The following is a 3,240-nucleotide window of genomic DNA, read 5'->3' as shown; positions in this document are numbered from 1 at the left end:
TCGCCTGGTTTATCCAGCAGGATAATAATGCAATCTCCAAATGGAAACTTCCTCACCGAAGAAGTAACCGCAATACCGCGTTGCTTCTCCAGCCCCCTCCAGACAGAACAAGCATGACGTGCCGCCTTGCGGCCCTTCACCGTACCCGCCATCTGAATAGCCTTACCAAATAGCAGTAACTTTTCGGTGACGGTGGTTTTGCCAGCATCCGGGTGGGAGATGATAGCAAACGTGCGTCTCTTGTTGATTTCATTGACAAAATTGCTATCACCCATACCTTCAAAATCCTAATTTGTACTTAAATTTGTACTTGTTTATAAAGTTACCCCCTTGGGGGACTGAAAAGCGCACTATTCTACAGAATAAGCGCCACGCTATACATTATTGCGCCAAAACCTTGTCCAGCTCGCTCAATTGCTGCTGATAAGTTTCTGGGTTTTCCGTTTTAAACTTCTCTAAGTTCAGGAGCTTCCATTTCACCGATGGAAAATCCTGAAAATCATAAATCGACCAGTCTGGTTCCAAACCATTAAGACTGAGCAAAAACGCTTTATCGCTTTCATTTAAACTAGACTGTATCGTTTCGATTAGTTGAAGCCTTGTGGCTTCATATTCATCGTAACGAAATTCTATTGCGCTCATACCTTCAAACTGGTTTTCAAACGCCATGCGCTGATCGAGCAAATGCGGATTTAACATTTCATGGGTCGGGCGATTACTACTCACCAGCCCAAATAAAAACCCGCATTTAATCTCATCCTTAAAGCCTTCGTTATCTAACAGAAGCTTTACATCAAACAAATCTCTTGGGTGCTGCCTATCCATCGCCGCACAAATCTTACCGCCATATAGCTGTCCTAACGGCACAATAGGCATGGCACAAAAAGCGTCAAACTGTTCTTGTGCAGCTTCGCAAAGCTGGGCTTTCGTAGCCTCACCGATCAAGCCACGCCCCACCATATTCACTTCAATCTTGATCATCACACCACGCTCATCAAGCTGGAGCTTACAAATATTTTCTTTATGCTGAATGCGTATCGATGGGCGCAAGCCCTCGATACGTTCTTTAATGCGAATAAGGGCTGCGTTAATGCCATCCAGCGTTTCATTGCGCTCAGCTATTTCAACGTAGGTTAAGTCGATATCAACCGATAGCCTTGGCATATCACGCACAAAAAGGTTGATTGCCGTGCCACCATGCATGGCAAAACAGGCCTCTTTAGCGACCTCTGGCAACACATCCAAGAGCAGCTTCACCTGTTTTGTATAGGCGTTATTCATGCCGCTGCCTCTCCATTGATTGAATCGAGAGCCTTGGGAACAGTTATCTGGTATTTCGCAACATAAACGCCATCACTCACGATGGCGCGCTTGCCTGAACCCAAATCGACCTTATCCAGATCGATATAACTGAGCCATTCATGACCTGCTTTATCTGCCAAATACAAAAACAGGCGCTTCACCTTCACAGAACTACACTCTTCCAATAATTTTTGCACTGTCGCTGGCCGCAAATTATTCAAGCCTTCCATAAGCTCAAACACTTCCATAAGCGGCTGAGATTTTGGCGCTAAATATAAGCACTCCATAACCGCGCGCGCGGGGCTGGATATCTTCACTTTAAAACTTTTATGATCGATCTCAACCAAGCCAAGATCAGGCGGCAAAAAGCTCGTCATCTTGCCCTCTACACTCAAACCCCAATCCCGCTTTTTAAACCAAAGCGGCAAGTTCTCATCCCTACCACCAAAAAGCTGCGCCTTCTTGGAAGACAGTTCTAAATAGTGAGCCTTCCCCTGCAATGACAGCGCCGTTTTAGCCGCTGGATGCACAAAGAGGCCTAGCTGAGACTGCAACGCATAGATGCCGCCCAGATAATCCACCTGATCACCATGGCGTATCAAGGCACCTGTGCCGATAGAATCAAACCACTGGCTTTTCTTGTACTGCTTTTGTAAGTCGAGGCTATAGCCCTGTTCTGTTAACCATGCCGAAGAGAGCACTATGCCTGAAGGCTGAGTGCTAAGCAGAGTGTTTAATTTTGACTCTCTTTCGGTATTCATACTTCCAATATATCTATTTTTATAAACTAAATCAATAAAAAGGTTTATATTATCTATTATTTGGGTATCTAAAATACCTAAATATACTGTTTTTTAAACAAAAAGAGCGATACTGGTATCGACATTGCTTTGACCCTTGCGACAGGACTAGGCGCAAGGGCTGCTTTTGGGGCTCAGTTTGGCTCGACAAGAGACAATACAAGCGAAGGATGAGCAATTAAGGCCGGTAGGCCGCTGAGCCCCAAAAGCGCGGTAGATTAAAGCCCCCACCGTAGCAGGGGCTTTACTTTTTTAATGGCTCCAAAATATATGCACTTCCTGATAGCCTGTTTCAATTGTAAAGATGTCGCCGCCTAGCTCCATATCACGCCCCATGCGTTCATAGTCGATATACATTTCTAAGTGGCTTGGAATATTGCCGGTGTCCTCGGTTAGCTCTTGGGCATAATCCGCCACACTGGTATGACACCCACAATAACTTTCATCTACGGCTTTTCTGGCGTCTTCAATGTCGCTGTAATAACCAAGTAACTCCGCGCCTAGCTCGCCGTGTTCCTCGATAAAACCAGCAACCTCGTGCGCACTGTCTATCCCTTCATACTCTCCCAAGCTGTAACTACCAAACCCCTCGTAATCATGGATTGCATATTCTTCTGCGTCCTCTTCAGGGCTTGATGCCAACATAGAATTAATCTGGTCTTGTATGTCGTCCAGCTCCTGCGTTGCGTCAATCCAGCACCCATGTAATTTACCGTTATTGTATGCCGCTAAACACGCCACATAGATGCTAATTTCTGCTGTTGATTTTGTCATTGTCTTCGCTCCTATTATTTAAAAAACACATCCCCTTTTGGGGTTAAAAACCCCAGAAAAAGAAGCGAACAAAGAGAGCGTAAGATCACATGTTTTGGCGTAATCCAGACAGGGGGAACCGCCCTGCCTGCACAAACCCATTGGTACTTTTAATGGGTGCGGAAGGCTGGGGGATGTCTTGATGAAGCCAAGTTGTGTGATATTTTGACGTTTACCCAAAAGGGGAACAGATAGAACCCTAAGCTGAACGCCAAAGCGTTCATTGCATATTCTGGCCGATCTTGATCACGGATTCTGGAATAAGTTGATCAGGCATTCTGGAAAATGTTGATCACCGATTCTGGATCAAGTTGATCACCTGCTG

The 3,240-nt window shown here is 45.4% G+C and carries 4 protein-coding genes; all 4 read right to left on the bottom strand.

What is annotated here, in order from left to right; genetic code table 11:
• Positions 1–275, bottom strand: a 275-nt coding sequence (locus tag GY683_RS07715; RefSeq protein WP_297288180.1) for a GTP-binding protein, incomplete at its 3' end; no start/stop codon positions are given.
• A gap of 106 nt (positions 276–381) precedes the next feature.
• Positions 382–1,281 carry a nucleotidyl transferase AbiEii/AbiGii toxin family protein gene (locus GY683_RS07710; protein ID WP_297288179.1) on the bottom strand — a complete coding sequence of 300 codons (900 nt, stop codon included), beginning with the start codon at positions 1,279–1,281 and terminating at the stop codon, positions 382–384.
• Positions 1,278–2,063: a type IV toxin-antitoxin system AbiEi family antitoxin gene (locus GY683_RS07705; protein ID WP_297288178.1), complete on the bottom strand. Its 786-nt coding sequence runs from the start codon at positions 2,061–2,063 to the stop codon at positions 1,278–1,280. The genes GY683_RS07710 and GY683_RS07705 overlap by 4 nt, the downstream gene beginning before the upstream one ends.
• A gap of 291 nt (positions 2,064–2,354) precedes the next feature.
• On the bottom strand, positions 2,355–2,876 hold the full coding sequence (locus tag GY683_RS07700; protein ID WP_297288177.1) for an antirestriction protein ArdA: 522 nt from the start codon (positions 2,874–2,876) through the stop codon (positions 2,355–2,357).
• Positions 2,877–3,240 lie beyond the last annotated feature (364 nt).

The organism is Moraxella sp., from assembly GCF_024227015.1.
Taxonomy (GTDB): Bacteria; Pseudomonadota; Gammaproteobacteria; order Pseudomonadales; family Moraxellaceae; genus Moraxella.
This window is presented reverse-complemented; position numbering and strand designations above follow the sequence as displayed.

Bases quoted from the DNA above. Each gene is read 5' to 3' on its own strand.
- GY683_RS07700 (WP_297288177.1), bottom strand. From the start codon at position 2,876: ATGACAAAATCAACAGCAGAAATTAGCATCTATGTGGCGTGTTTAGCG.
- GY683_RS07705 (WP_297288178.1), bottom strand. From the start codon at position 2,063: ATGAATACCGAAAGAGAGTCAAAATTAAACACTCTGCTTAGCACTCAG.
- GY683_RS07710 (WP_297288179.1), bottom strand. From the start codon at position 1,281: ATGAATAACGCCTATACAAAACAGGTGAAGCTGCTCTTGGATGTGTTG.